Here is a 24,863-nt window from a genome sequence, read left to right as displayed (position 1 = left end):
CTTCCTGAGCCAGGAATCCCCCTGCTTCGGCTGGGGGAGGGTTCAAAGGTGACGCACCCCCTCCGGGATCTCGTAGAACGTCGGGTGGCGGTAGGGCTTGTCGGCGGCCGGGGCGAAGAAGGGGTCCTTCTCGTCCGGGGAGGAAGCGGTGATCGCCGCGGAGGGCACCACCCAGATCGACACGCCCTCGGAGCGCCGGGTGTACAGATCCCGGGCGTTGCGCAGGGCCATCTCGGCGTCCGGCGCGTGCAGGCTGCCCGCGTGGGTGTGCGCGAGGCCGCGCCTGCTGCGGACGAAGACCTCCCACAGCGGCCAGTCGGTACCGGTCATGCTCCCGCCTCCCCGTCCGTGCGGGCGTGCCCGCTGTCACTGCCGCCGTCACTGCTCCTGGCGCTGTCACGGTCGCTGTCACTGGCGCGGCCGGCCGCGCGCGCCCCGTGCTTCGCCGCGTACGCCGCGGCGGCCTCGCGCACCCAGGCGCCCTCCTCGTGGGCGCGGCGGCGGCGGTCGATGCGCTGCGCGTTGCACGGGCCGTTGCCGCGCAGCACTTCGTGGAACTCCTCCCAGTCGATCGGGCCGAAGTCGTGGTGCCCGCGCTCCTCGTTCCAGCGCAGCGCGGGGTCGGGGAGGGTCAGGCCCAGGGACTTCGCCTGCGGCACGCAGATGTCCACGAAGCGCTGGCGCAGCTCGTCGTTGGAGTGCCGCTTGATCTTCCAGGCCATGGACTGGGCCGAGTGCGCGGAGGCCTCGTCGGGCGGGCCGAACATCATCAGCGACGGCCACCACCAGCGGTCGACGGCGTCCTGCGCCATCCCGTGCTGGGCGGGGGTGCCCCGGCTCAGGGCGAGCAGCAGCTCGTAGCCCTGGCGCTGGTGGAAGGACTCCTCCTTGCAGATGCGCACCATGGCCCGGGCGTACGGGCCGTAGGAACAACGGCACAGGGGAACCTGGTTGGTGATCGCCGCGCCGTCCACGAGCCAGCCGATCGCGCCCACGTCCGCCCAGGTCAGCGTCGGGTAGTTGAAGATGGACGAGTATTTCTGGCGGCCCGAGTGCAGCTTGTCGAGGAGCTCGTCGCGGCCGGTGCCGAGGGTCTCGGCGGCGCTGTAGAGATACAGGCCGTGGCCCGCCTCGTCCTGCACCTTGGCCATGAGGATCGCCTTGCGCCGCAGGGACGGCGCGCGAGTGATCCAGTTGGCCTCGGGCTGCATGCCGATGATCTCGGAGTGGGCGTGCTGCGCGATCTGGCGGACGAGGGTGGAGCGGTAGGCGTCCGGCATCCAGTCGCGCGGCTCGACGCGCTCGTCGGCGGCGATCGCGGCCTCGAACGCCGCCTCGTACGCCGACGGCCCGTCGCCCGGCGCGCTGTCCGGCGAGACGTCCCCCGACGCCTCCGGTGCGAGGCCCTGCGCGGTGCCCGGCGCGGTCGTCATGGCATGCCCCCTGCCCGATTCCGGTGCTTCCCGTCCCCGGCCGGCTCCCGACCGACCGATCGTTCGGTTCAATGGTGGGGCGGTGGGCGAGGGGTGTCAAGGCGGCCGCCGCGCCTGTGGAAAACCGGGGATCTGTCACCGCAGGGGCCCCATGGGTACCGTTCGGGTGCACAGTCACAGGCCGGACGCAGGATCGGGGCGGGGAGATGGAGACGGACGACGAGACCGGGCGGGGCGGCGTCGCCGCGCTGTCCCTGCCATCGCGCATCGCCGTCGCCGTCGGCGCCGCCGTAGTCGCCACCGCCGCGGCCGTGCACCTGGCGATGGTGTTCCTGCACGTCGCGCCCGCGAACTCGGTCAGCAAGCAGTACGCCTCCGCGATAGGCGACTACGTCTATCCCGAGTACGAGCAGAACTGGAAGCTGTTCGCCCCCAACCCGCTCCAGCAGAACGTGGCCGTCCAGGCGCGCGCCGAGCTTCTCGGCCCCGACGGGCGGACCACGCTCACCGGCTGGACCGACCTCACCGCCGAGGACGGTGCCGCCATCCGCCACAACCCCTTCCCCAGCCACGCCCAGCAGAACGAGCTGCGCCGCGCCTGGGACTTCTACACCGGCTCCCACGACGCGCAGGAGGTGCCGAACGGTGTGCGCGGCCGGCTGTCCGAGCAGTACGTCCGGCGTATCGCCGTGCGCAGGCTGGACGCCCGCAACAGCGGGCTGCCGATCCGCCGCGTCCAGGTGCGCTCGGTGACGACGACCGTGCAGCCGCCGCCCTGGAGCGAGGAGAAACCCTCGAACGCCCCGGCCTACCGCGTGCTCGCCTGGTGGCCGGTCGCGGCCGACGACCTCGCGGAGGCGCGGCAGTGAGCACTCCGACGACCCCGGCACCCGCCCGCCGGCCGCGCGCCGCCACGGCGCTCGCCCGCGGCCTCGCCCTCGTCACCGGCACGTCCCTCGGCCGCTACCAGACGGCTGTGCTGCGCATCGGCTTCTCCTTCACCTGGCTGTGCTTCCTGCTGCGCGAGTGGCCCAACCGCCATGAGCTCTACGGCCCGGACGCGCCCTGGGGCTGGACCATGGCCCAGCGGCTGATCGCCGACAACCACGCCTTCACGGTCCTGATGTGGTCCGGGAGCACCGTGTGGTTCGAGGTCGTCTACGCCCTCGCCGTCGTCTCCGCGGCCCTGCTGCTGCTCGGCTGGCGCACGCGCACCCTCTCCGTGCTCTTCATGATCGGGGTGCTGTCGCTGCAGAACCGCAGCGTCTTCCTCGGCGACGGCGGCGACAACGTACTGCACCTGATGGCCCTCTACCTGGTGCTCACCCGCTGCGGCCAGGTGTGGTCGCTCGACGCCCGCCGCGCCGCCCGGGGCACGGCACAGGGCCGTGACGCCACCGGCGTCGCGCTGTGGACGGTCTGCGGCCTCGCGCTGGCCACCGCGCAGCTCCTCGGCGCCGCGCAGCTGTCCTGGACCGGACACGGCCCGCTGCCCGGCATCGGCTGGGCCCTCGCGCTGTGGGGCCTGTGGGGTGTTCAGGGGCTGTGGTGGTGCGTGCGGCGGTACGCGCCGGGGGAGCCCCGCGCCGTCCTGGACGCCCTGGCCCATCTCGCCCACAACGGCGCCCTGTTGGTCATCATGGCCGAGGTCTGCCTGATCTACTCGACGGCCGGCTGGTACAAGATCCAGGGCTCGCGCTGGCAGGACGGCACCGCGCTGTACTACCCACTGCACCTGGACTACTTCTCGCCCTGGCCCGGGCTGTCCGGGCTGCTCGCCACGAGCAGCGTCGTCGTCCTGCTGCTGAGCTACGGCACCGTGGCCGTGCAGGTGGCCTTCCCCTTCACCCTGCTGAACCGGCGCGTGAAGAACGTCCTGCTCGGCGTGATGATGGCCGAGCACCTGGGCATCGCCGTCCTGCTCGGGCTGCCGTTCTTCTCGCTCGCGATGATCGTGGCGGACGCGGTCTTCCTGCCGACCTCCTTCCTGCGCCGCACCGGCGGCCTGGCCCGCCGCACCGCCCGCCGGCTGCTGCCCGCGCGCGCCCCGCGGGTGCCCGTGCCGCGCGAGGGCGAGGCCGCCGCCCGCACCCCGGTCGGCTGACCGGCGGACCTACGGCCCCGCACGGGCCCGTAGGGTGAAGGGATGAACGAGACCACCGCGGACGCCACGGACGCGGCCACGGCAGCCGTGCGCAGGTGGGCCGAGGCGGCCCCCGACGCCGTGCTGCTGGACGGCTTCCACGCGCTCAAGCACGCCCTGCGCTTCGGCGCCCGGGTGCACCTCGCGGTGGCCTCCGACAAGGACGCCGTCCTCGCGCTCGCCGCGGACCTGGCCGACGACCTCGTCGGTGAACTGGCCGGGCGGCTCGTGGAGATCCCGGCACGGACCCTGCGCGAGCTGGTGCCCAGGGTCCACCCCACGGGCGTGGCCGCGCTGGCCGCCGCGCCCGGCCGGCAGGAGCAGCTCGACGCCCTCGCCCGGCTGCCCCGGCGCTCCCCGGTCGTCGTCCTGGACAACCCCCGCAACCTCGGCAACGTCGGCGCGGTCGTGCGCCTGGCCGCCGGCTTCGGGGCCACGGGCGTGGTCACCACCGGCGACCTCGACCCCTGGCACCCCAACGCCGTACGGGCCGGGGCGGGCCTGCACTACGCCACCGCCGTGGCCCGCCTGCCCGTGGACGGCCTGCCGCCCGGCCCGCTGTACGCGCTCGACCCGGAGGGCGAGGACATCCGCTCCCTGGCCCTCCCCGACGACGCGCTGCTCGCCTTCGGCTCCGAACGGCACGGCATCTCGCCCGAGTTGCGCGCGCGGGCGGACCGGCTGGTCGCCCTGCCCATGCGGCCGCAGGTCTCCAGCTACAACCTCGCCACCAGCGTGGCCATGGCGCTCTTCCACTGGGGCGGGCCGGCCGCGCCCTGACGGCGGTCCGGCCCGCGCGGGCGCCTACGCCGGCCGGCGCACCTCGACCGTCCTGAAGCGGCTCGCGACGAACGCCCCGTCGCACAGCGCCGCGTTGGCCGCCGGGTTGCCGCCGGAGCCGTGGAAGTCGGAGAACGCTGCGGTCTGGTTGACGTACACCCCACCGGTGAGGTTCAGCGACAGCTGCGCGCACTCCTCCAGGCACGCCTGCTCCACCAGCCGCTCGGCCTCCGCCGACGTGGTGTACGCGCCCACCGTCATCGCGCCCTTCTCGCGCACCGTGCGCCGCAGCAGCTCCACCGCGTCCGCCGTGGAGTCCACCGCGACGGCGAAGGACACCGGGCCGAAGCACTCCGAGAAGTACGCCGCCTCGGCGTCCGGCTTGGCGCCGTCCAGCTTCACGATCACGGGAGTGCGCACCGTGGCACCGGGGAAGTCGGGGTGTGTCAACGACCGGGAGGCCAGGGCGACTTCCCCGGTCCGGCCGGCCGCCTCGATACGCTCCTTGACCTGGTCGTTGACGATCGCGCCCAGCAGGGCGTGCGCCCGCGCCTCGTCCCCGAGCAGCCCGTCGACCGCGCGCGCGAGATCGGCCACCACCTCGTCGTAGGACTTGTGCCCGGCGTCGGTGTCGATGCCCCCGCGCGGGATCAGCAGGTTCTGCGGGGTGGTGCACATCTGGCCGCTGTAGAGCGACAGGGAGAAGGCGAGGTTGGACAGCAGGCCCTTGTAGTCGTCGGTGGAGTCGACGACGACCGTGTTGACACCCGCCTTCTCCGTGAAGACCTGCGCCTGGCGGGCGTTGGCCTCCAGCCACTCGCCGAACGCCGTGCCGCCCGTGTAGTCGACGATGCGGACCTCCGGGCGCACCGCGAGGGTCTTCGCGATGCCCTCGCCGTCCCGCTCGGCGGCCAGCGCGACCAGGTCGGGGGAGAAACCCGCCTCCCGGAGCACCTCGCGCGCCACCCGCACCGTCAGCGCGAGCGGCAGCACCGCGCGCGGATGCGGCTTGACGAGCACCGCGTTGCCGGTGGCGAGCGAGGCGAACAGGCCCGGATAGCCGTTCCACGTGGGGAAGGTGTTGCAGCCGATGAGCAGCGAGACGCCGCGCGGCACCGCGGTGAACTCCTTGCGCAGCTCCAGGGGTTCGCGCTTGCCCTGCGGCTTGGACCAGTCGGCCGCGCCGGGCGTGCGCGTCTGCTCGGCATAGGCGTACGCCACGGCCTCCAGGCCCCGGTCCTGCGCGTGCGGCCCGCCGGCCTGGAAGGCCATCATGAACGCCTGCCCGCTGGTGTGCATGACGGCCTGCGCGAACTCGTGCGTCCGGGCGTTGATCCGGGCCAGGATCTCCAGACAGACCACCGCGCGCGCCTCGGGCCCGGCCTCCCGCCAGGCCGGCATCGCCGCGCGCAGCGCCGGCAGCAGGACGTCGGCGTCCGCGTGCGGATACGTGATGCCCAGCTCCGGTCCGTAGGGCGAGACCTCCGCGCCCGCCCAGCCGTCCGTACCGGGCTGGTCCAGCTCGAAGCGCTTGCCGCGCAGCGCCTCGAAGGCCGCCTGCCCCTCGGCCGCGCCCAGGCTGCCGGGCACGGAACCCTGCTCCCCGTACGCCTTCGGGTGCTCGGGGTAGGGCGACCAGTACGCGCGCGAGCGGACGGCCGCCAGCGCGGCGTCGAGGGTGGGGCGGTGCTTCTCGGTCAACTGGGAGAGTCCGGAGGTCACGGCTGACCAACTCCTTGTCGAGCTGGGCTCGGAAGAGACGACAGGGTGCGGTTGGCGCGATTGCGGGGCCCTGGGACTGCCCCCCGCAGATACAGTAACCGAACGATCGGTCGGGGCAAGGGGGCCCGGCGAATCTGTGGACGACTCATCGGGGAGGATGACCGGCATGATCGGGAGAGCGGGCGGTACGGATCCGGCGGCGACGGTGGTCGGCGTGGTCGGCTCCGGCACGATGGGCCAGGGCATCGCCCAGGTCGCCGCCGTCGCGGGCCATCCGGTGCGGCTGCACGACGCGGTGCCCGGGCGCGCGCGGGAGGCCGTCGGCGCGGTCGCGGCCCGGCTGGACCGGCTCGTCGACAAGGGCAGGCTCGACCCCGCGCGGCGCGACGCCGCCCGCGCCCGGCTGCACGCGGCCGGCGCGCTCGGTGAACTGAGCGACTGCGCCCTGGTCATCGAGGCGATTGTCGAGCAACTTCCCGCCAAACAGAAGCTGTTCGAACAGCTGGAAGCGGTCGTCCCCGACGGCTGCCTGCTCGCCACCAACACCTCCTCCCTCTCCGTCACCGCGATCGCCGGAGCGCTGCGCGTGCCGGAACGCTTCCTCGGACTGCACTTCTTCAACCCCGCGCCACTGCTGCCCCTCGTCGAGATCGTGAGCGGCCGGGCCACCGGGGAGCGGACCGCCGAGCGCGCGCACGCGCTGCTGACGGCCTGGGGCAGGACCCCGGTGCGCTGCGCCGACACCCCGGGGTTCGTCGTCAACCGGATCGCGCGGCCCTTCTACGCCGAGGCGTTCCGGGTCCTGGAGGAGGGCGGCGCCGATCCCGCGACCATCGACGCCGTGCTGCGCGAGAGCGGCGGCTTCGCGATGGGCCCCTTCGAGCTCACCGATCTCATCGGCCAGGATGTGAACAACGCCGTCACCCGTTCGGTGGACGAAGCCTTCTTCCACGACCCGAAGTTCACGCCCTCGCTCGCGCAGCAACGGCTCGTCCAGGCCGGTCTCCTGGGCCGCAAGACGGGCCGGGGCTGGTACGACCACACGCCCGGCGCGGCCCGCCCCGAGCCGCACACCGCGCCGCCCCGCCCGGCGCCCCGCACCCTCGGCGCGTACGGCGAGCTGCCCCGCCCCGCCGCCGCCCTGCCCGGGATGATCCGGGAAGCGGGCATCACGCTCACCGGGGCCGGGGCGCCGGAGCGCGGCGACGGCGCTCTGGTCCTGCCCGACGGCGCGCGCCTCGCCCTCGTCAACGGCCGGATGCCGACGGCCGACGCGGGGGCCGACATCCACTTCGACCTCGCCCTGGACTACCGCGAGTGCGCCAGGATCGCGCTGGCGCCCGCCGAGACCGTCTCCCGGCGCGATGTGGACGCGGCCGTCGGCCTGTTCCAGGCGCTGGGCAAGAAGGTCAGCGTCATCGGCGACGTGCCGGGCATGCTCGTCGCCCGTACGGTCGCGATGCTCGTCGACTTCGCGCACGACGCCGTCGGCCGGGGCGTGGCCACCGCCGAGGACGTCGACACCGCGATGCGGCTGGGCGTGAACTACCCGCTGGGGCCGCTGGAATGGGGCCGCCGGCTCGGCGCGGACTGGATCACCGGCGTGCTGCTCGCCCTGCGGGACGAGTACGGCGGCACCCGCTACCAGCCCTGTCAGCCCCTGCGCCGCCGTGCGGCCGCCGGAGAGAGCCTGCTGTAATCATGACCATGGCCAAGCGCGACACCTACACGCCCGAATCGCTGCTCGCGGTCGCCGTCGAGGTGTTCAACGAGCGGGGCTACGACGGCACGTCCATGGAGCACCTCTCCAGGGCGGCCGGGATCTCCAAGTCCTCGATCTACCACCACGTCAAGGGCAAGGAGGAGCTGCTGCGGCTCGCCATAAGCCGTGCGCTGGACGGGCTGTTCGCCGTTCTCGACGAGCCGGGCGCCACCGGGGGGCGGGCGGTCGACCGGCTGGAGCACGTCACCCGGCGCACCGTGGAGGTGCTGATCGAGGAGCTGCCCTACGTGACGCTGCTGCTGCGTGTGCGCGGCAACACCGCCACCGAGCGCTGGGCCCTGGAGCGGCGCCGCGAGTTCGACCACCGGGTCGCGGCTCTCCTCGAACGGGCCGCGGCGGACGGCGATCTGCGGGCGGACGTCGACGGCCGGCTCGCGACCCGGCTGCTCTTCGGGATGATCAACTCCATCGTGGAGTGGTACCGGCCGGAGCGCGGCGGGGCGACGAGCGCGACCGTGGCCGACGCGGTGGTGCGCACGGCGTTCGCGGGCCTGCGCACGGACGCCGGGGCCTAGGCCGGGCCCGGTCCGCGCGCCGCCGGGCGCCCGTACGGACCGTACGGGCTCGCGGTCTCCCGTACGCGCCCGGCCGCGCCCGTACGCGCTGTGCCCGTGCCCGCTCACGCCTCCAGCAGGTCGGTCTCCTCGAAGACCAGCAGCGTGCGGGTGCTCAGCACCTCGTCCATGGCCTGGATACGGGTCAGGACGAGCTCCCGCAGGGCCCGGTTGTCCTTGGTGTGCACGAGCAGCAGGACGTCGAAGTCCCCGCTGACCAGGGCGATATGGGCGGCGCCGGGCAGCGCGCGGAGCTTCTCGCGGACCGTGCGCCAGGAGTTCTGGACGATCTTCAAGGTGATGTAGGCGGACGCGCCCTGGCCCGCCCGCTCCTGGTCGACGCGCGCCCCGAAGCCCTTTATGACACCGTCGTCGATGAGGCGGTTGATACGGGCGTAGGCGTTGGCGCGCGAGACGTGCACCCGGCCGGCGACGGACCGTATCGAGGCGCGGCCGTCGGCCCGGAGCATGCGCAGAATGGCGCGGTCGATGTCGTCGAGCGGGCGCGGAGGCGGCCGCTCGCCCGCGTCGCCGCCGAGGGCCAACTGTTCGTCCGGCATGGCGCCCCGCCTCCCCGTCATGGACGTCGTGGCCATATCCCACGCTGTGGAGAACCGATTGTCCACAGGCTCGGGCCGCCTGTAGCCAAAAAGCCCTGACGACCGAACAATCGGTAGGGAGAGCGCGTGGCGGGGGAACCGCCTCGCGCGCCGGTCAGCCCGCTTCCCGAAGGAGGTGCCCGTCGTGACGGTCCTGGAGCAGCCCGGCTCGTACCGGCCAGCCCCGCCCCCCGCCTGGCGGCCCCGCACCGACCCCGCCCCGCTGCTGCCCGAGGCGGAGCCCCACCGGGTGCTGGGCACGGCGGCGGCCGCCGGGGTCGACCCCGCGCTGCTGCGCCGGCTGTACGCGGAGCTCGTGCGCGGCCGCCGCTACAACGCGCAGGCCACGGCGCTGACCCGGCAGGGCAGGCTGGCCGTCTACCCCTCCTCCACGGGCCAGGAGGCCTGCCAGGTCGCCGCCGCGCTCGCGCTCGACGAGCGGGACTGGCTCTTCCCCAGCTACCGCGACACCCTGGCCGCCGTCGTGCGCGGCCTGGACCCGGTGGCGGCCCTGACGCTGCTGCGCGGCGACTGGCACACCGGCTACGACCCGCACGAGCACCGGATCGCCCCGCTGTGCACCCCGCTGGCCACCCAGCTCCCGCACGCCGTGGGCCTCGCGCACGCCGCCCGGCTGCGGGGGGACGACGTCGTCGTCCTCGCGATGGTCGGCGACGGTGGCACCAGTGAGGGCGACTTCCACGAGGCGCTGAACTTCGCCGCCGTGTGGCGCGCGCCGGTGGTCTTCCTTGTGCAGAACAACGGTTACGCGATCTCCGTGCCGCTCGCGAAGCAGACCGCGGCCCCGTCCTTCGCGCACAAGGCCGTCGGCTACGGCATGCCCGGCCGGCTCGTCGACGGCAACGACGCCCCGGCCGTCCTCCAGGTGCTGGGCGAGGCCGTGCGCCACGCGCGCGAGGGCCAGGGCCCCACCCTGGTCGAGGCCGTCACCTACCGCCTCGACGCCCATACGAACGCCGACGACGCCACCCGCTACCGCACCGCCGCCGAGGTCGACGCCTGGCGCGAGCACGATCCGATCGCCCTGCTGGAGCGGGAGTTGACCGGCAGGGGCCTGCTCGACGAGGCGGGCATGCGGGCCGAGCGGGAGGCCGCCGAGGCCCTGGCCGCCGGGCTGCGCGAGCGGATGCACCAGGATCCGCCGCTCGACCCCATGGACCTGTTCACCCACGTCTACGCCGAGCGCACCGCGCAACTGCGGGAGCAGGCCGAGCAGTTGCGGGCCGAGCTGCGGGCCGCCGAGGAGACCGCCACGGCGCAGGCAGCGGGGGAGACGGCCGGGGAGACGACTGACGAAGGGGGCCGGTGATGACCACCGCGACCGTCGGTACCGCCCGCAAGCCCGCCACGATGGCGCAGGCGCTCAACCGCGCGCTGCACGACGCGATGGCCGACGATCCGGCCGTGCACGTCCTCGGCGAGGACGTCGGCACCCTCGGCGGTGTCTTCCGCGTCACCGACGGGCTGGCGAAGAAGTTCGGCGACGACCGCTGCACGGACACGCCGCTGGCCGAGGCCGGCGCGCTCGGGGCGGCCGTGGGCATGGCCATGTACGGGCTGCGGCCCGTGGTGGAGATGCAGTTCGACGCGTTCGCCTACCCCGCCTTCGAGCAACTCGTCAGCCACGTCTCGCGGTTCCGCAACCGCACGCGCGGCGCGGTGCCGATGCCGATCACCGTGCGCGTGCCGTACGGCGGCGGGATCGGCGGCGTCGAGCACCACAGCGACTCCTCCGAGGCGTACTACATGGCCACACCGGGACTGCACGTCGTCGTCCCGGCCACCGTCGCGGACGCGTACGGGCTGCTGCGGGAGGCCATCGCCTCCGACGATCCTGTGGTCTTCATGGAGCCGAAGCGGCTGTACTGGTCGAAGGCCGACTGGTCGGCCGACCGCCCGGATCCGGTGCCGGGCATCGGGCGTGCGCTCGTCCGGCGTCCGGGCACGTCCGCGACGCTCGTCACCTACGGGCCGTCCCTGCCGGTGTGCCTGGAGGCCGCCGAGGCCGCCGTGGCCGAGGGCTGGGACCTCGAAGTCGTGGATCTGCGCTCGCTGGTGCCCTTCGACGAGGAGACCGTCTGCGCGTCCGTGCGCCGTACCGGGCGGGCCGTCGTCGTCCACGAGGCCGTCGGTTTCGGCGGCCCCGGCGGGGAGATCGCGGCCCGGGTCACCGAGCGCTGCTTCCACCACCTGGAGGCGCCGGTGCTGCGGGTCACCGGCTTCGACATCCCCTACCCGCCGCCCATGCTCGAACACCATCATCTGCCCGGTGTGGACCGGGTGTTGGACGCGGTGGCGCGGTTGCAGTGGGAGTCGCAGTGGGTGGGGCCGGGGGCTGCCGGAATCGGGGACGGGGGTGCGCGCTGATGGCCGTGGTGCGGGAGTTCCGGCTGCCGGATCTGGGTGAAGGGCTCACGGAGGCCGAGATCGTCCGCTGGCTGGTGGAGGTCGGGGACGTGGTCGCCGTGGACCAGCCGGTGGTGGAGGTCGAGACGGCGAAGGCGATGGTGGACGTGCCGTGCCCCTACGGGGGCGTGGTGACGGCCCGCTTCGGGGAGGAGGGTGCGGAACTCCCGGTGGGCGCGCCATTGTTGACGGTCGCGGTGGGGGAGACGGTCCCGAAGGGACCGGGGGGACCGAGCGGACCGGAGGAACCGGAGAGGCAGGGCGGGCCAAGCGGATCGGGAGGCGGCTCGGGTGGATCGGCGGCGCCCGGTGCGGCGGATGCTTCGGGTGCGGCAGGCCGGGCGGGCGGGGCGGATTCCGTCCAGGGGTCCGTGGCGGGGCACCCGTCCGGTGCGTCCGGTGCGACGGACGCTTCGGGTGTGGCAGGCGCGGCAGGCAGGGCAGGCAGGGCGCATTCCGCCCAAGGGGCCGTGGCGGGGCACGATTCCGGTGCGTCCGGCGCGGCGGCGCAGGAGGCGTCCGAGGGCTCCGGGAACGTCCTGGTCGGGTACGGCACGCAGGGGGCCGCCGCGCGCGGGCGCCGGGCCCGGGTCCAGGTCCGGCGGCAGGACGAGCCCGCGCCGGGGTCCGGGGGCGACCCTGCGGTCGCGGGCTCCGCGACCGTCACGGCCGAGAGCGCCGGTTCGGGCCCCGTCCCCGTCATATCGCCGCTCGTACGGCGTCTCGCGCGGGAGAGCGGCCTCGACCTGCGGCAGGTGCGCGGCAGCGGGCCGGACGGGCTCGTCCTGCGGGCGGACGTCGAGCAGGCCGCACACCGGGCCGCGACGGAGCCGGCCACCCCCGAACTGCCGTCGGACGCCGTACGGATCCCGCTGCGCGGAGTGCGGGGCGCGGTCGCGGAGAAGCTGAGCCGCAGCCGCCGGGAGATCCCCGACGCCACGTGCTGGGTCGACGCGGACGCCACCGGACTGCTCGCCGCCCGCCGGGCCATGAACGCCTCCGGCACCGGCCCGAAGGTGTCGCTGCTGGCCCTTCTGGCCCGCGTGTGTACGGCGGCGCTGGCCCGGTACCCGGAGCTGAACGCGACCGTGGACACCGGGGCGCGCGAGATCGTACGGCTGCCGGCCGTGCACCTCGGGTTCGCCGCGCAGACCGAGCGGGGGCTGGTCGTGCCGGTCGTCCGGGACGCGCACACGCGCAACGCGGTGGAGCTGTCCGTGGAGATCGCCCGGCTCACGGAGGCGGCACGGAACGGGACGCTGGCGCCCGCGGAGCTGACCGGGGGGACGTTCACGCTGAACAACTACGGGGTGTTCGGGGTGGACGGGTCCACACCGATCCTCAACCACCCGGAGGCGGCGATGCTCGGGGTGGGCCGGATCGCCGCGAAACCGTGGGTGGTCGACGGGGAGCTGGCGGTACGGCAGGTGGCGCAGCTGTCGTTGACCTTCGACCACCGGGTGTGCGACGGAGGGACGGCCGGGGGCTTCCTGCGGTACGTCGCCGACTGCGTGGAGCAGCCCGCGGTGCTGCTGCGCACGGTATGAGTGAGGTGAGTGAGGGGCCGGGCTCCGCCGCCGGCCGCGGGAGGCCGATACTCGGTCCGTGAAGGTTTACGACGCTGTCGTGCTCGCCGGAGGAGCCGCGCGGAGGCTGGGCGGGGCCGACAAGCCCGCGCTCGTCGTGGGCGGCCGGCCCCTGCTCGACCGGGTGCTGGCCGCGTGCGCCGACGCCGCCACGACCGTCGTGGTCGGTCCGCGCCGCCCCACGGTCCGGCCCGTACGGTGGGCCCGCGAGCGGCCCCCCGGCGGCGGGCCGCTCGCCGCGCTCGACGCGGGGCTGCGGCACACCGGCGCCGACACCGTGCTGGTCCTCTCCGCCGACCTGCCGTTCCTGGACGCCGGGACCGTACGGGCCCTGCTCGCCGCCGTCCACGACGGTGCCGGCGGGGCCCGTGACGGGGTGCGGCTCACCGACCCCGACGGGCACGAGCAGCCCCTGGTCGCCGCCTACCGCAGCGAGCCCCTCCGCCGCGAACTGGCCCTGATCGCCACCGAGTACGGCACCCTCGCCGGGCTCCCCCTGCGACTGCTCGCCGACGGCCTGACACTGGGCCGACTGCCCCATCCCACCGCCTCTTTCGACTGCGACACCTGGGAGGACGTCGCCGTCGCCCGTGCCCGCATCAGGGACGATAAGAGGGTGCTGGATGAATGGATTGCCACGGCCAAGGCGGAACTGGGCATCGACCTCGACGTCGACACCGCCGCCCTGCTCGATCTCGCGCGCGACGCCGCGCACGGCGTGGCCCGGCCGGCCGCGCCCCTGACGACGTTCCTGGTCGGCTACGCGGCGGCCCAGCGGGGCGGTGGCCCCCGGGAGGTCGAGCAGGCCACGCGCGAGGCGGTCGAACTGGCCCGGCGCTGGACCGAGGAGACCGGACCGGCCGGACCGGCCGGGAGAGCCGAAGAACCACGATGACCGACGACCGCGCGGACCGGTGCGGAGCCGGGTCCGAAGCCGAACGCGAACTGGAGCGCGCCGCCGAGGAAGCCCTCGCGCTGCTCGCCGACGACCGCCGCGCGAGCGGTCCCGCGGCCGGGCCGCGCGAGGCGGAGCGCGCCACGGAGCGTGCCACGGGGGACGCCGTGTGGGTGCTGCTGCGGGACGACCACCGCGGCCGCCCCGCGGCTGCCGCCGGCCGGCCCGGTGACGGGCCGGCGCCGGCGGCCGACCGTCTGGGTGTCGACGACGCGCTGGCGCTGGTGTCCGGCGACCGGCGGGAGCGCGACCGTCGCGCGGGCGCCGAGCCCGGTACCACCGATGGCGACGGCGCGGCTGATGGTGAGCGGTCCGACGACGTGCCGTCGGCTGCCGGGCCCGGCGCGGTCACGCCGGTCGCCGACGAGCAGCGGGGGCGGGAACTCCGGGCCGGCGAGGAGCCGGTGACGGTTTCCCCGGCCCGTGGGCAGACCGGCGACGGCGTCCCGGCGCCGACGGAGCCCGGTGACGGGCCGGCACAGCCGGCGGGGGCGCCCGCGACGGGACGTGTGGGGGCGGAGTGTGCCGGCGGCTGGGATTCCCGGGGTGGCGGAGCCGGCCGGGGTCGTGGCGATGGGCGTGGTTCCCGGGATGGCGATGGTGTGTTGGGCCCGGTGGTTGATGGGGGGCCGGGTGCGGAGTGCGTGGTGGGCGGGGAGACGGTTGCTCGTCGGGGCGACGGGGCCGGTCGGGGGCGTGAGGGTAACCGTGATGCTCGGGGTGGCGAGAGTTGCGACCGTGTGGTGGGCGAGGAGGCGGCCGACCGCCGGGGCGGGCGAGGTGGCCGGGGCTGTGGCGACGGGCGTGATCCCCAGAGCGGTGGCGATGCGTTGAGCCCACGAGCTGATGGGTGGCCGGGTACGGAGCGTGCGCTGGACGAGGGGGCTGCTGCTGGTCGGGGGCGTGGTTCCCGGGGTGGCGATGGTGTGTCGGGCCCGGTGGTTGACGGGCGGTCGCGTGCAGAGCGTGTGGTGAGCGGGGACACCGGTGCTCGTCCCGGCGAGGGGGCCGGTCCGGGGCGTGAGGGCGATCGTGGTTCCCGGGGTGGCGATGGTGTGTCGGGCCCGGTGGTTGACGGATGGTCGCGTGCAGAGCGTGTGGTGAGCGGGGACACCGGTGCTCGTCCCGGCGAGGGGGCCGGTCCGGGGCGTGAGGGCGATCGTGGTTCCCGGGGCGGCGAGGGTTCCGACCGTGTGGTCGGCGGGGAGGCGGCCGTTCGTCGGGACGTGCGGAGTGCCGAGGGCCCCGGCCCCGTGGTGGGCGGCGCAGCGATCCGTCGGTACGGGGCCGCCCGGCCGCTTCGTGGGAACGGTCGTGACGACCGGGGTTCCGGTGACGGTCGGTCAGGGGGCGTGTCCGCCGGTGACAATCCGCCCCGCGCCGACGACGGTGCCGGGACCGTCGCCGACCTTCCGTCAGCGCCCCGTAGCGGCACCGTGCCCGGCCATCGCGAAGCCACTGACGTGAGTGCCGAACGGCATGCCGTTGCCGGTCCGTCCGCGGCCAGCGAATCCCTCGACGCGCCGGACGGCCCGGACGGGTCCCCCGGCGACGCCGACGACAGCGCTTCCGGGGGCCCGGGTGACGCCCGTACCTCCCCCTCCTCGGCCGTCGACGACGCGCTGGCCCTGGTCGCCGGGGACCGGTACGAGCGGGCGCTCTCCCGCGGCGGCTCCCGGGCGCGCGGCTTCGACGTGCTCTTCGGTGAAGCCGGCGCATCCGGTGAAGTCGGCGGATTCGGTGAAGCCGGCGGACCCAGCGCATCCGGCCCGGCCGGTGAAGGCCCCCGCGACGCCCGCGACAGCCGCACCGCCCCCGGCCGCCAGGCCCCCTTCGTCCGGGGATCCGTGCGGCACCCCCTCTTCCGTGACGACAGTCCCGGGCCCGGGAGCGGCGGCGGGAACCCCGGGGCGCCGGGGCACTCCTCCCGGCCCACCACTGCCTGGCCGGACGCGCGGGCGCTGGCCGGCCGGGCGGCGCGGGTGCTGGGGACCGGGGAACGGGCGCTCGGCGAGGCGCTGGGGCAGGTGCTCGCGGTGCCGCTCGTCGCCCTCACGGACCTGCCGTCGTTCGACTCGTCGGCCATGGACGGCTGGGCGGTCTCCGGGCCGGGCCCGTGGCGGCTGCCGCGCGGCGGGCAGGGGATCCTCGCGGGCGAGGGCGAGGCCGTCGCCCTGCACGACGGGCAGGCCGTCGCCATCGCCACCGGCGCCCGCGTACCGCCCGGGGCCACGGCCGTGCTGCGCCGCGAGCACGGCGACCTGACGGACGAGCGCGTCCTGCACGCGACCGCGCGCCTGACGCACGGTCAGGACATCCGGCCGCGCGGCCAGGAGTGCCGGCGCGGCGACCAACTCCTCGCCGCGGGCGGCCTGGTGACCCCCGCCGTGCTGGGCCTCGCGGCGGCCGCCGGGTACGACTCGCTGCGCGTCACGCGCCGCCCCCGCGTGGAGGTCCTGGTCCTCGGCGACGAGCTGCTGCGCGAGGGCCTGCCCAGCGGCGGCCGGATCCGGGACGCGCTGGGCCCCATGCTCGGCCCCTGGCTCGCCGAGCTCGGCGCCGAGGTGAGTGCGACCCGGCGGCTGGGCGACGACGCGGAGGCGCTGTACGCGGCCCTGGCCGAGTCGGGTGCCGATCTCGTGCTGACCACCGGGGGCACCGCGGCCGGTCCGGTCGACCACGTCCGTCCGACGCTGCGCAGGCTGGGCGCCGAGCTGCTGGTCGACGGCGTCTCGGTGCGCCCGGGGCATCCGATGCTGCTCGCGCGGCTCACCCCCGACCGGCACCTGGTGGGGCTCCCCGGCAATCCGCTGGCCGCCGTCGCGGGGCTGCTGACGCTGGCCGAACCACTGCTGCGGACGCTCGCGGGCCGGCCGGCCCCGGCCCCGTACCGCACCCCGCTGACCGAGGCGGTGGACGGGCACCCCGCCGACACCCGGCTCGTCCCGGTGGTGCGGCGGGGCGGCGGCCGGGCGCAGCCGCTGCGGTTCCACGGCCCCGCCATGCTGCGCGGCCTGGCCGCCGCGGACGCGCTGGCCGTCATCCCGCCGGGCGGTACGGACCGGGGCTCGCCCGCCGAACTGCTGGCCCTGCCGTGGGCGGCGGACAAGGGTGACCGGTGAGCCCGCGCGGGGCGGCCGTCACTCCTGTACGGCCGCCGGTACCGCCTGCCGGATGGTGATGACCCGGTCCGCGAGGTGGAGCGTGGCCGCCTCCGGGTCGGTGTAGTGCAGCAGCCGGTGGCCGCGGACGACGGCGACGACGAGGTCCTCGCACTCGCGCGGGGAGCGGCCCGCCTCCCGCTTGGTCACCGGCCGTTCGGAGACGTCGAGTCCGATGCCGTACGTCAGCAGGTCCTCCAGCACCGTGCCGACGTTGGGGCTGACCATCGACATGCCCAGCAGCCGGCCGGCGGAGCTGGAGCTGGTGACGACGGTGTCGGCGCCGCTCTGCCGCAGCAGGGGCACGTTCTCGTCCTCCCGGACGGCGACGACGATCGTGGCGTGCTTGTTCAGCTGCCGCGCGGTGAGCGTGACGAGCGCCGCGGTGTCGTCGCGCTGGGTGGCGATGACGATCTGCGCTGCCCGCGGCAGTTCGGCCCGCAGCAGGGTCTCGGAGCGGGTCGCGTCGCCGAGCACGGCCACGTACCCGGCGCTGGCGGCCGCGTCCACGACCTTCTTCTGCGGGTCCACCACGACGATCTTCTCCTTCGGGCGGCCCTGCCCGATGAGGGTCTCGATCGTGTGCTGGCCCTTCGTGCCGTAGCCGACGACGACGGTGTGCTCCCGCATCCGGGACCTCCAGCGGTGAATGCGCACTTGCTGGCGCGTCCGTTCGGTCAGCACCTCCAGGGTGGTGCCGACCAGAATGATCAGGAACAGCACGCGCAGAGGCGTGATCACGAAGATATTCGTCAGCCGCGCCCCCTCGCCCACCGGCGTGATGTCGCCGTAGCCGGTGGTCGACAGCGTGACGGTCGCGTAGTAGGCGGCGTCCAGGAAACCGAGCGTGCCGCCCTTGTTGTCGTGGTAGCCCTCCCGGTCGAGGTAGACGACGGCCGTCGTCACCCCCAGCACCACCAGCGCCATCACCAGCCGCCGCAGCACCTGCTGCAACGGCGCGGTCACCCGCTGGACGGGCATGACGATGGCCCGTCCGGTCTCCGTGTCCTCCTCGGCCTCGGCCCGGGTGCGGTGCAGCAGCGAGCGCAACAGGGAGAGCCGGGTGCCTTTCTGAAAGCCCTTCCGGGCGCTCCTGGCGGGAGGACCGGTCTTCGGCGTCCGCTCTGCGGTGGTGCGGGGTGCTTGTGGGGGAGCCATGCCCTCCATGTTCCGTGATGGGGACCGTGATGGGTTTCCATGACGGGGCCCGCCCCGGGAGTAGCCTCGCGGGCATGCATGCGATCACCATTCCCGCACCCGGCGGACCGGACGCGCTCGTGTGGGCCGAGGTCCCCGACCCCGTACCCGGCAGTGGCGAGGTCCTGATCGAGGTCGCGGCCAGCGCCGTCAACCGCGCCGATGTGATGCAGCGGCAGGGCTTCTACGACCCGCCGCCGGGCGCCTCCCCCTACCCGGGGCTCGAATGCTCCGGCCGGATCGCGGCGCTCGGGCCCGGGGTGAGCGGCTGGGCGGTCGGCGACGAGGTGTGCGCGCTGCTCGCGGGCGGCGGCTACGCGGAGAAGGTCTGCGTACCGGCCGGACAACTGCTGCCCGTGCCCGACGGGCTGGACGTGGTCACCGCGGCCGGGCTGCCCGAAGTGACCGCGACCGTCTGGTCGAACGTGTTCATGGTGGCCCATCTGCGGCCCGGCGAGACGCTGCTGGTGCACGGCGGCGGCAGCGGCATCGGCACGATGGCCGTGCAGCTGGCGAAGGCCGTCGGCGCGCGCGTCGCCGTCACGGCCGGCGGCACGGAGAAGCTGGAGCGCTGCCGCGAGTTGGGCGCGGACATCCTCATCGACTACCGCGAGGAGGACTTCGTCGAGGAACTGCGCAAGGTGACCGGCGGGGCCGGCGCCGACGTGATCCTCGACATCGTCGGCGCGAAGTACCTCGACCGCAACGTGGACGCCCTCGCCGTCAACGGGCGGCTCGTCGTCATCGGGCTGCAGGGCGGCCGCAGGGCCGAGCTGGACCTGGGCAAGCTGCTCGCCAAGCGGGCCGCCGTGACGGCGACCTCGCTGCGGGCCCGGCCGCTCGCGGAGAAGGCCGCGATCGTCGCGGCGGTGCGCGAGCACGTGTGGCCGCTGATCTCCGGGGGCCGGGTACGGCCCGTGGTCGACCGCACGCTGCCGATGCGGGAGGCTGCGGCCGCGCACCGGGTGCTGGAGCAGAGCACGCACGTGGGCAAGGTGCTGCTCACCAACTGACGCCCCCGCGAGGCCGGTTCCGCTCCCCCGTCACCCGTACGGCCGCTCAGCGCGCCGCCCGGCGCACCGCGTGTGACGGTGGAGCGAGGGGCGGGACCGGTGACTTCGACGGAGGGCGGCGGCGTGGGCGGTCGCATACGGGCGGCACCTGTGGCCGGGGCGGCGCTGACGGCGGCGCTCTGGGCGACGGCCGCGCTGTGCGCCCCGGCGGGCCCGGGGCTGGCCCGCACGGCGGGGGTTCCGAAGGCCCTGGAGCGGGCCGTGTCCGCCGGGTCCTTCCGCCCTGTGGTCGGGTCGGTGTCGCCCGGTGCCGGGCCTGGTCCCGTGGAGCAGCCGGGCTCCGGGGCAGGCGGTGCGGCGGGGACTCCGCGGGCCGTGTCCGCCGGGTCCTCCCGCTTCGCGGTCCGGTCGGTGTCGCTCGGTGCCGGGTCTGGTCGCGTGGAGCAGTCGGGCTCCGGGCCGGGCCGTGCGGCGGGGACTCCGCGGGCCCTGCCCCCCGCCGCCGGACCCGTTTCGCGTGAGCGGCCCGATCCCGGTCCGGAGACCGCGGTACGTGATGTGGAGGCCCCGCAGTCGACCGCCGGTCCTTCGGCGCTCCCCGTGCCCGCCGGTTTCCGGGCCGGCTATCCCGATCCCGAGGCCACCGACGGACCCGGCGAGGGGCGGGTGCCGCCCGGTCCGTTCGGCGGCGTCCCGGACTGGCCCTCCGACCCCGCGTCCGAGGACCCCGACGCCTCGGCCTCCCCGGACGGGGACCTCGCCAGCCCGCCGCCCGGCGGCCGGGCCGACGCGGTCGTGCCCTCCGCGCCGCCCCCGTCCGCGGCGCGGCCGCCGGACGGCCCGTCGCCCGGAGCCTCCGCGACGGGCGCGGACGACGGCAAGGCGGCGGGGGAGGCGGCGGACCACTCGGCGCTGGTGCTGCCCATCGGCGCGGGCATGACCGTGGCGGGCGTGGCGCTCGGGCTGTTCGCGCTCCGGCTGCGGCGCGCGGGATGACCTGCGGGACGACCTTTCGTGCCCCCGTGGCCCGGACAGTACGGTGGATCAGGCCGATCCCGGGGCATCACCTGGGAAAAATCACGTGTGCGAGAGAATGGCGGCATGGAGATGCCGAGGAATGAACGGTCGCAGGAGAGCCCGCACGTCCTTGTCGTAGGCCCGGACGGCATGGCCATCGGCAGCGCCGGCTCCGGGAGCGGGGAGGGCGACGAGGAGCCGCGCGAGATCCCCGTGACGGAGCAGGTCGAGCAGCCCGCGAAGGTCATGCGCATCGGCAGCATGATCAAGCAGCTGCTGGAGGAGGTCAGGGCGGCTCCTCTGGACGAGGCGAGCCGGGCCCGGCTGAAGTCGATCCACGCCAGCTCGGTCAAGGAGCTGGAGGACGGGCTCGCCCCGGAGCTGGTGGAGGAGCTGGAGCGGCTGTCGCTGCCCTTCACGGACGAGTCGGTGCCCACCGAGGCGGAACTGCGGATCGCCCAGGCCCAGTTGGTCGGCTGGCTGGAGGGCCTCTTCCACGGCATCCAGACGACGCTGTTCGCCCAGCAGATGGCGGCGCGGGCCCAGTTGGAGCAGATGCGCCGGGCGCTGCCCGCGGGGGTCCTCGGGGAGGACCACGGTGAGGACCAGCGGCCGGGCGGCGCGCGGTCCGGCCCGTACCTGTGAGGCGCTGAACCCGCCCCGGGCGGACCCCTTTTGAGGGTGCTGCTCGTGCGTGTGGCCGGTACACCCCCGGGGTGTACCGGCCACACGCACAAGACGGGCCACTGCAAGACGGGCCACTGCGGGCCGCGTTCCGTGCGACTGCACGGCAAAACGCCTGCCCTATAGGCCCTATAGGGCAAGTGGCGTCAGGACGTCACGAAGCCGGGTCGCCCGTGGAGACCGTCAGCACGAACTGGTCGGACGGCGACTTCGGGTCGAACGGGTCGCCCGGCGCGGGGACCTGCCCCAGCACGGTGCCCTTGCCCCAGGTGTTCTCCGCCTGCTGGTCGATGCGGTATTTCCAGCCGGCGGCCTGGAGGCACTCCTTGACGGAATCGACGTACAGGTAGCGGAAGTCGGGCGAGGTCTTCTTCGCCTTGTCGCTGAAGTACTCGCTCGCGTCGGTGCACTTCTCCGGCTTGACCGTCTTGGACCGGTCGCCGTCCTTGTGCTGCTTGTTCTGCGCGGCGGCACCACCGCCGCCACCGGCGGGAGCCGCCGGTGCCTGGGAGACGCTGCTCTGCGCCTGGTTGCCGCTGCCGCCGGACGAGCCGCCGGCGTCGCCGCCCGTCAGGGCGATCGCCGCGGTGACGCCGACGACCGCGAGCGCGGCGACGGCAGCGGCGCCGATCACGACGCCCCGGTTGCTCCTGCGCGTGCTCCCCGCGGCCGGGGCCGGCGCGGGAGCGGCGGGCGCGGGGCCCGCACCGTAGGAGGGCGCGCCCGGCCCGTAGGCCGGTGCCGCCGGGTAGCTGTGGGCGGGTGCCGGCCCGCCCGTCGGCCCGTACCCGGGCGGCGTCTGCGCGTACGGGCCCTGCGGCTGCGGCTGGTACGGCTGCCGCAGCTCCTGCGGCCCCGGCGCGGGCGGCTGCCCGTCGACCGGCGGGAAGACCGCCGAGGCGACGCCCGCCCCGCTGCGCGGCGGCGCCCCGGGGACGATGAGGGGCGCGGCCGCGGACTGCGCCGTGCCCGCCACGCGCGCGCACTCGTCGCGCATGGCCTCGGCGCTCGGGAAGCGCTCGTTCGGGTTCTTCTTCAGCGCGCGCAGGACGAGCGCGTCGACGGCCGGCGGGATCGAGCGATTGAGCGTGGAGGGCGCGGCCGGCTCCTCCTGGACGTGCGCGTAGGCGATGGCCAGCGGCGAGTCCGCGTCGAAGGGCAGCCGCCCGGTCAGCAGCTCGAAGAGCATGATGCCGACCGAGTACAGGTCGGAGCGGGCGTCGACGCCGCGCCCCAGGGCCTGCTCGGGCGAGAGGTACTGCGGGGTGCCCACGACCATGCCGGTCCGGGTCATCGAGGTCACGCCGGACTGCATGGCGCGGGCGATGCCGAAGTCCATGACCTTGACCACGCCGCGCTTGGTCACCATCACGTTGCCGGGCTTGATGTCCCGGTGCACCAGCCCCATCTCGTGGCTGACCTCCAGGGCCGCCAGGACGTCGGAGGTGATCTGCAGGGCCCTGGCGGCGGGCATCGCCCCGTACCGGGCGACGTCCTCGTCGAGCACGGCCCGCAGCGGTCGGCCCTCGACGTACTCCATGACGATGTACGGCATGGTCGTGCCGTCCAGCGCGTCCTCGCCCGTATCGAATACCGAGACGATGTTGGTGTGTGTGAGCTTCGCGACGGCCTGGGCCTCGCGGCGGAAACGCTCCCGGAAGGACGACTCGCGCCCGAGCTCGGTGTGGAGTGTCTTGATCGCGACGTTCCGGTCGAGCACGGTGTCGTGGGCCAGGTGCACGGAGGCCATGCCGCCCTCGCCGAGCAGGTCGCGCAGCCGGTAGCGGCCGCCCCCGACGGACCGGCCCTCGTAGCGGCCCTGGGCGCCGTCCTGGCTCATTCTTCTGTTTCCCCCTCGGCCGCCCGGCCGGTGCGACGGGTGCGACCGCCGGATGCGGCTGGTGCAGCGGTTCGGCAAAGGTTCCGACGAAATGTCTCGGCCAAGTCTGCCCAAGGGTACGGGCACGTCAAGCCGTGTGCCCGTTCCGTGACCGGATGCGCGACAAGCCGTCACGGGATTTGCCTTGCTCAGGGCGCTGCGGGTTTGATAGCGCGTCCATCCCCGACCGGCGCGCGCCGCGAACCCTGTAGCGTGCCTTAGCGGAAGACCACCGTATTGCCCCGCAGCGCCTCCCACGCGAAGCGGCCAGACACGACGGCGAGGACTGATGGCACAGACGCAGAGCGCCCAGGGTCCCGACCCTGACGCCAACGAGGGCGGTATGCCCGATGTGCCGGAAATGTGGGGTAACGGCGGTCTGGTGGGCGACGGCCGCTACCGCCTCACGCACCGGCTGGGCCGCGGCGGCATGGCCGAGGTCTTCGCGGCCGAGGACGTCCGGCTGGGCCGTACGGTCGCGGTCAAGCTGCTGCGCGCCGACCTCGCCGAGGACCCGGTCTCCAAAGCCCGCTTCACGCGCGAGGCGCAGTCCGTCGCCGGACTGAACCATCACGCCGTCGTCGCCGTCTACGACAGTGGCGAGGACGTCGTCGGCCGCAATGTCGTGCCGTACATCGTCATGGAGCTGGTCGAGGGCCGCACGATCCGCGATCTGCTGCTGAACGCGGAGGCACCGCCGCCCGAGCAGGCCCTGATCATCGTCGCGGGCGTGCTCGACGCGCTGGCCTACAGCCACCAGCACGGCATCGTGCACCGCGACATCAAGCCGGCGAACGTCATCATCACCAACAGCGGCGCCGTGAAGGTCATGGACTTCGGCATCGCGCGCGCCCTGCACGGCGCGGCGTCCACCATGACCCAGACCGGCATGGTGATGGGCACCCCGCAGTACCTCTCGCCCGAGCAGGCCCTGGGCAAGACCGTCGACGCCCGCTCCGACCTGTACGCGACCGGCTGTCTGCTCTACGAACTCCTCGCGCTGCGCCCGCCGTTCACCGGTGAGACCCCGCTGTCGGTGGTCTACCAGCACGTCCAGGACAACCCCGTGCCGCCCTCGGAGGTCCTCGGCAGCGTGCCGCCGGAGCTCGACGGGCTCGTGATGCGCGCGCTGGCCAAGGACCCGGACGACCGCTTCCAGAGCGCCGAGGAAATGCGCTCGGTGGTGCAGTACTCGCTGCAGATGCTGCACGACGCGGGCGGCCACACCGGCCAGTGGAACACCGGCCCGGTCACGGCGGCCACGCAGGTCATGGGCGCGGCGGCGGCCACCACGGCGATGCCGCACGCGCAGCACGGCAACACCGCGCAGCAGCCGCTGATCCCGCAGCGCCCGGGCGGTGACGACGGGGGCTTCGACGGCTACGACGGCCACCAGGGCGGGGGCCGGGGCCGCGGCGGGCGCGGCAAGATGCTGATCATCGCGGCGCTCGCGGTGATCGCGGTCGCGGTGGGTGTGGTGTTCGCGGTGAGCAACATGTCCAAGGGGAAGTCCGACAACAACTCGACGACGCAGCAGCAGGAGCAGAGCACCTCCCCCACCCCGTCCACCTCGCCGACCCCCTCCGACTCGCCCAGCAAGCGCCAGACGCCGTACAACCCCGGGGGCGACACCGGCGGGAGCCGCTGGCGCGATACGCCCGACACGAGCGACGACACGACCGACGAGACGCCGCGGCGGCACTCGCGCGAGCCGAACCCGGGCAAGTCGTCGCCCAAGCCCTCGGGCGAGCCGAGCAGCCCCAAGCCCTCGGACGACAAGCCGAACCCGCCGACGCACGAGCCGCCGACGCAGAACCCGCCCACCCAGGGCGGCTCCGGCAACAGCGGCAACCAGGGCGCCAACCAGGGCTCCGCCGGCTGAACCACCCGGGAAGGCCCGTGAGGGCCTCTGTGAGGGCCCGCGGCGGGC

Annotated in this window: 20 protein-coding genes; 14 read left to right on the top strand and 6 right to left on the bottom strand. The window is 74.6% G+C overall.

Translation table 11 applies throughout. The features are described from left to right. Nucleotides 1–42 precede the first annotated feature (42 nt). Both paaB and paaA read right to left on the bottom strand, forming a co-directional pair. Nucleotides 43–330 carry a 1,2-phenylacetyl-CoA epoxidase subunit PaaB gene (gene paaB, locus ACFP1Z_RS05835; RefSeq protein ID WP_390314804.1) on the bottom strand — a complete coding sequence of 96 codons (288 nt, stop codon included), beginning with the start codon at nucleotides 328–330 and terminating at the stop codon, nucleotides 43–45. After that, entirely contained in the window at nucleotides 327–1,433 is a 1,107-nt protein-coding gene (gene paaA / locus ACFP1Z_RS05830) for a 1,2-phenylacetyl-CoA epoxidase subunit PaaA (RefSeq protein WP_390314803.1), read from the bottom strand. Before paaA ends, paaB begins: the two co-directional genes overlap by 4 nt. Nucleotides 1,434–1,639: 206 nt before the next feature. Between paaA and ACFP1Z_RS05825 the strand changes: the two genes are divergently transcribed. The 3 genes from ACFP1Z_RS05825 to ACFP1Z_RS05815 are packed head-to-tail and all read left to right on the top strand — an operon-like array spanning nucleotide 1,640 to nucleotide 4,356. After that, entirely contained in the window at nucleotides 1,640–2,302 is a 663-nt protein-coding gene (locus ACFP1Z_RS05825; RefSeq protein WP_390314802.1) for a DUF5819 family protein, read from the top strand. Then, nucleotides 2,299–3,537, top strand: a complete 1,239-nt coding sequence (locus ACFP1Z_RS05820) for an HTTM domain-containing protein (RefSeq protein WP_390314801.1) — start codon at nucleotides 2,299–2,301, stop codon at nucleotides 3,535–3,537. Before ACFP1Z_RS05825 ends, ACFP1Z_RS05820 begins: the two co-directional genes overlap by 4 nt. Nucleotides 3,538–3,579: 42 nt before the next feature. Then, a complete protein-coding gene (locus ACFP1Z_RS05815; RefSeq protein WP_390314800.1) occupies nucleotides 3,580–4,356 on the top strand; it encodes a TrmH family RNA methyltransferase in 777 nt (258 codons plus the stop codon). Nucleotides 4,357–4,380: 24 nt separating this feature from the next. Here the strand turns inward: ACFP1Z_RS05815 and paaN are convergent, their stop codons facing one another. Then, nucleotides 4,381–6,078, bottom strand: coding sequence for a phenylacetic acid degradation protein PaaN (gene paaN / locus ACFP1Z_RS05810; RefSeq protein WP_390314799.1), 1,698 nt, complete (start codon nucleotides 6,076–6,078; stop codon nucleotides 4,381–4,383). A gap of 166 nt (nucleotides 6,079–6,244) precedes the next feature. Between paaN and ACFP1Z_RS05805 the strand changes: the two genes are divergently transcribed. After that, on the top strand, nucleotides 6,245–7,777 hold the full coding sequence (locus ACFP1Z_RS05805; RefSeq protein ID WP_390314798.1) for a 3-hydroxyacyl-CoA dehydrogenase: 1,533 nt from the start codon (nucleotides 6,245–6,247) through the stop codon (nucleotides 7,775–7,777). Nucleotides 7,778–7,779: 2 nt separating this feature from the next. Continuing rightward, nucleotides 7,780–8,376 (top strand): TetR/AcrR family transcriptional regulator, encoded by a 597-nt coding sequence (locus tag ACFP1Z_RS05800; protein ID WP_390314797.1) that lies wholly within the window; start codon nucleotides 7,780–7,782, stop codon nucleotides 8,374–8,376. A gap of 104 nt (nucleotides 8,377–8,480) precedes the next feature. Here the strand turns inward: ACFP1Z_RS05800 and ACFP1Z_RS05795 are convergent, their stop codons facing one another. Beyond that, entirely contained in the window at nucleotides 8,481–8,975 is a 495-nt protein-coding gene (locus tag ACFP1Z_RS05795) for an Lrp/AsnC family transcriptional regulator (RefSeq protein WP_390315056.1), read from the bottom strand. A 184-nt stretch (nucleotides 8,976–9,159) separates the two neighbouring features. Here ACFP1Z_RS05795 and pdhA point away from each other — a divergent pair, with 184 nt between their 5' ends. The 5 genes from pdhA (at nucleotide 9,160) to ACFP1Z_RS05770 (ending at nucleotide 17,104) form a co-directional block, all read left to right on the top strand. After that, the gene (gene pdhA, locus ACFP1Z_RS05790) at nucleotides 9,160–10,344 is read left to right on the top strand and encodes a pyruvate dehydrogenase (acetyl-transferring) E1 component subunit alpha (protein WP_390314796.1); all 1,185 of its coding nucleotides are present in this window, start codon (nucleotides 9,160–9,162) and stop codon (nucleotides 10,342–10,344) included. Continuing rightward, nucleotides 10,344–11,402 carry an alpha-ketoacid dehydrogenase subunit beta gene (locus ACFP1Z_RS05785; RefSeq protein ID WP_390314795.1) on the top strand — a complete coding sequence of 353 codons (1,059 nt, stop codon included), beginning with the start codon at nucleotides 10,344–10,346 and terminating at the stop codon, nucleotides 11,400–11,402. The genes pdhA and ACFP1Z_RS05785 overlap by 1 nt, the downstream gene beginning before the upstream one ends. Beyond that, a complete protein-coding gene (locus tag ACFP1Z_RS05780; RefSeq protein WP_390314794.1) occupies nucleotides 11,402–12,988 on the top strand; it encodes a dihydrolipoamide acetyltransferase family protein in 1,587 nt (528 codons plus the stop codon). Before ACFP1Z_RS05785 ends, ACFP1Z_RS05780 begins: the two co-directional genes overlap by 1 nt. A gap of 58 nt (nucleotides 12,989–13,046) precedes the next feature. Next, nucleotides 13,047–13,922: an NTP transferase domain-containing protein gene (locus tag ACFP1Z_RS05775; protein WP_390314793.1), complete on the top strand. Its 876-nt coding sequence runs from the start codon at nucleotides 13,047–13,049 to the stop codon at nucleotides 13,920–13,922. A gap of 1,523 nt (nucleotides 13,923–15,445) precedes the next feature. Next, a complete protein-coding gene (locus ACFP1Z_RS05770) occupies nucleotides 15,446–17,104 on the top strand; it encodes a molybdopterin molybdotransferase MoeA (RefSeq protein ID WP_390314792.1) in 1,659 nt (552 codons plus the stop codon). A gap of 18 nt (nucleotides 17,105–17,122) precedes the next feature. On the opposite strand, the gene ACFP1Z_RS05765 is transcribed toward ACFP1Z_RS05770, so the two are convergent. Beyond that, nucleotides 17,123–18,301, bottom strand: a complete 1,179-nt coding sequence (locus tag ACFP1Z_RS05765; protein WP_390314791.1) for a potassium channel family protein — start codon at nucleotides 18,299–18,301, stop codon at nucleotides 17,123–17,125. A 74-nt stretch (nucleotides 18,302–18,375) separates the two neighbouring features. On the opposite strand from ACFP1Z_RS05765, the gene ACFP1Z_RS05760 reads away from it, so the two are divergent. The 3 genes from ACFP1Z_RS05760 (at nucleotide 18,376) to ACFP1Z_RS05750 (ending at nucleotide 21,015) form a co-directional block, all read left to right on the top strand. Continuing rightward, nucleotides 18,376–19,353, top strand: a complete 978-nt coding sequence (locus tag ACFP1Z_RS05760) for an NAD(P)H-quinone oxidoreductase (protein WP_390314790.1) — start codon at nucleotides 18,376–18,378, stop codon at nucleotides 19,351–19,353. Between the two features lie 558 nt (nucleotides 19,354–19,911). Next, the gene (locus tag ACFP1Z_RS05755) at nucleotides 19,912–20,349 is read left to right on the top strand and encodes a hypothetical protein (protein WP_390314789.1); all 438 of its coding nucleotides are present in this window, start codon (nucleotides 19,912–19,914) and stop codon (nucleotides 20,347–20,349) included. A 105-nt stretch (nucleotides 20,350–20,454) separates the two neighbouring features. Beyond that, nucleotides 20,455–21,015 carry a bacterial proteasome activator family protein gene (locus tag ACFP1Z_RS05750; RefSeq protein WP_390314788.1) on the top strand — a complete coding sequence of 187 codons (561 nt, stop codon included), beginning with the start codon at nucleotides 20,455–20,457 and terminating at the stop codon, nucleotides 21,013–21,015. A gap of 193 nt (nucleotides 21,016–21,208) precedes the next feature. Here the strand turns inward: ACFP1Z_RS05750 and ACFP1Z_RS05745 are convergent, their stop codons facing one another. Then, nucleotides 21,209–22,894 carry a Stk1 family PASTA domain-containing Ser/Thr kinase gene (locus tag ACFP1Z_RS05745; protein ID WP_390314787.1) on the bottom strand — a complete coding sequence of 562 codons (1,686 nt, stop codon included), beginning with the start codon at nucleotides 22,892–22,894 and terminating at the stop codon, nucleotides 21,209–21,211. Nucleotides 22,895–23,222: 328 nt separating this feature from the next. Between ACFP1Z_RS05745 and ACFP1Z_RS05740 the strand changes: the two genes are divergently transcribed. Continuing rightward, complete coding sequence (locus ACFP1Z_RS05740) at nucleotides 23,223–24,815, top strand: protein kinase domain-containing protein (protein ID WP_390314786.1); 1,593 nt, start codon at nucleotides 23,223–23,225, stop codon at nucleotides 24,813–24,815. The last annotated feature ends 48 nt before the right edge of the window (nucleotides 24,816–24,863 follow it).

The sequence above is a fragment of the Streptomyces gamaensis genome (assembly GCF_042656465.1).
Taxonomy (GTDB): Bacteria; Actinomycetota; Actinomycetes; order Streptomycetales; family Streptomycetaceae; genus Streptomyces; species Streptomyces gamaensis.
Note: the sequence above shows the minus strand (reverse complement) of the source record. Positions and strands in the feature narration are given on the sequence as shown.

What these genes read in the sequence shown, in the direction of transcription:
- paaB (WP_390314804.1), bottom strand. Translation starts at nt 330, where the DNA reads ATGACCGGTACCGACTGGCCGCTGTGGGAGGTCTTCGTCCGCAGCAGG.
- paaA (WP_390314803.1), bottom strand. Translation starts at nt 1,433, where the DNA reads ATGACGACCGCGCCGGGCACCGCGCAGGGCCTCGCACCGGAGGCGTCG.
- ACFP1Z_RS05825 (WP_390314802.1), top strand. Translation starts at nt 1,640, where the DNA reads ATGGAGACGGACGACGAGACCGGGCGGGGCGGCGTCGCCGCGCTGTCC.
- ACFP1Z_RS05815 (WP_390314800.1), top strand. Translation starts at nt 3,580, where the DNA reads ATGAACGAGACCACCGCGGACGCCACGGACGCGGCCACGGCAGCCGTG.
- ACFP1Z_RS05805 (WP_390314798.1), top strand. Translation starts at nt 6,245, where the DNA reads ATGATCGGGAGAGCGGGCGGTACGGATCCGGCGGCGACGGTGGTCGGC.
- ACFP1Z_RS05800 (WP_390314797.1), top strand. Translation starts at nt 7,780, where the DNA reads ATGACCATGGCCAAGCGCGACACCTACACGCCCGAATCGCTGCTCGCG.
- ACFP1Z_RS05795 (WP_390315056.1), bottom strand. Translation starts at nt 8,975, where the DNA reads ATGCCGGACGAACAGTTGGCCCTCGGCGGCGACGCGGGCGAGCGGCCG.
- ACFP1Z_RS05785 (WP_390314795.1), top strand. Translation starts at nt 10,344, where the DNA reads ATGACCACCGCGACCGTCGGTACCGCCCGCAAGCCCGCCACGATGGCG.
- ACFP1Z_RS05780 (WP_390314794.1), top strand. Translation starts at nt 11,402, where the DNA reads ATGGCCGTGGTGCGGGAGTTCCGGCTGCCGGATCTGGGTGAAGGGCTC.
- ACFP1Z_RS05765 (WP_390314791.1), bottom strand. Translation starts at nt 18,301, where the DNA reads ATGGCTCCCCCACAAGCACCCCGCACCACCGCAGAGCGGACGCCGAAG.
- ACFP1Z_RS05760 (WP_390314790.1), top strand. Translation starts at nt 18,376, where the DNA reads ATGCATGCGATCACCATTCCCGCACCCGGCGGACCGGACGCGCTCGTG.
- ACFP1Z_RS05750 (WP_390314788.1), top strand. Translation starts at nt 20,455, where the DNA reads ATGGAGATGCCGAGGAATGAACGGTCGCAGGAGAGCCCGCACGTCCTT.
- ACFP1Z_RS05745 (WP_390314787.1), bottom strand. Translation starts at nt 22,894, where the DNA reads ATGAGCCAGGACGGCGCCCAGGGCCGCTACGAGGGCCGGTCCGTCGGG.
- ACFP1Z_RS05740 (WP_390314786.1), top strand. Translation starts at nt 23,223, where the DNA reads ATGGCACAGACGCAGAGCGCCCAGGGTCCCGACCCTGACGCCAACGAG.